This window comes from Pseudomonas sp. PAMC 26793 (assembly GCF_000313235.1).
Lineage (GTDB): Bacteria > Pseudomonadota > Gammaproteobacteria > Pseudomonadales > Pseudomonadaceae > Aquipseudomonas > Aquipseudomonas yamanorum.
Window position 1 is genome coordinate 1 of sequence record NZ_AMXG01000014.1, and the last position, 1,500, is coordinate 1,500.

The following is a 1,500-nucleotide window of genomic DNA, read 5'->3' on the forward strand; positions in this document are numbered from 1 at the left end:
AGATGGCTTACTGATACTGCTGGCACTGCATCGCCGCGCTTACAGGGCGGCTAATGAGATGGTCACCCTCCACCCTATAAGTTACTAAACTTATAGGGTGTTTTCATTTCTGAAGGAGGCCATCATGGAAAACGTCATGCTCATCGGCATCGATCTCGGCAAACACAGCTTTCATGTCCACGGACAGGATCGCCAAGGTAAAACACTGCTGCGCAAGAAGTTCAGCCGCCCACAACTGATCGCGTTTCTCGCCACTTTTCATCCCTGTACCATCGTCATGGAAGCCTGTGCCGGAGCGCACTTCATCGCCCGGCAACTGGCCGGCTTTGGCCATGAAGCCAAGCTGATCTCGCCGCAGTTCGTGCGCCCCTTCGTCAAGAGCAACAAGAACGACTTCATCGATGCAGAAGCCATTTGTGAAGCGGCCAGCCGTCCTGCCATGCGTTTTGTTACACCAAAGAACGAGGCCCAACAGACGCTTTCGGCGCTGCACCGCGTGCGCGAATCGCTGGTACGCGAGCGTGTCAGGGCGAGCAACCAAATCCACGGCTTTCTGCTGGAGTTTGGCATCAGCTTGCCCGTCGGCCACGCGGCGATCAAACGCTTGCCTTCCGTGCTGGCAGAACAGCGCCTGCCAGCACGGCTGGTACAAGTGCTGGAGCGACTGCATGCCCATTTCAAGTACCTCGACCAGCAGATCGCCGAGATCGAGAAGGACCTGGCCCGGCAAGTGACCGAGGACGATTTAGGCCAGCGACTCATGACAGTGCCCGGCATCGGTCCTATCACGGCCAGCGTGCTGGCCGCCGAAGTCGGTGACGGCAAGCACTACCGCTGCGGGCGTGACTTCGCCGCCGCCGTTGGGCTGGTGCCACGCCAGTACAGTACCGGCGGTAAAAACAAGTTGCTGGGCATCAGCAAGCGCGGCGACAAGAATCTGCGGCGCCTGCTGGTGCAGTGCGCGCGGGCCTACATGCAGAGACTGGAGCGCCAACGCGGACAGCTGGCACAATGGGTCCGCTCCATGCTCATGCGTCGCCACTCGAATGTGGTGGCGTGCGCCCTGGCCAACAAACTGGCGCGCATGGCATGGGCCATCGCGGCCCACCATACCGAATTTGAAATAAAAGAGGCCCCCATGACAACATGAGGGCCTCCCAGACTCACCGTTTTACAGCACACCTACCTGGTTTTGCGACTGCTGACATTGGATGACGTGAACGGCACACCGGCCTGCCGGATAACCTGGCAAAAAAATCGGCTGTGAAAGCCGAGCGGCTTTTCAGGACCGACAGGCGCGACTCTCATCGTGGCGCGGAGAACTTTCTCCAATCAGACGCCGGATAGATTTAAGCGAGCCTACTCACATCATACAAAATCAGCTTGCAAAAAGGAGGGTGACCATAGATTTTTCATGGGCAAACGGGGGCATTAGCTCAGGAAATGTTGCAAGGAAGAATTAAATTGGCGCTACAATAGCGGGGCATCAAGCAATGCCAA

At 57.5% G+C, this 1,500-nt stretch carries 1 protein-coding gene; it reads left to right on the forward strand.

The window, feature by feature from the left end:
• The first annotated feature begins 124 nt into the window (after positions 1 to 124).
• Positions 125 to 1,150, forward strand: coding sequence for an IS110 family transposase (locus D109_RS0103065; protein ID WP_017475626.1), 1,026 nt, complete (start codon positions 125 to 127; stop codon positions 1,148 to 1,150).
• The last annotated feature ends 350 nt before the right edge of the window (positions 1,151 to 1,500 follow it).

Bases quoted from the DNA above. Each gene is read 5' to 3' on its own strand.
- D109_RS0103065 (WP_017475626.1), top strand. From the start codon at position 125: ATGGAAAACGTCATGCTCATCGGCATCGATCTCGGCAAACACAGCTTT.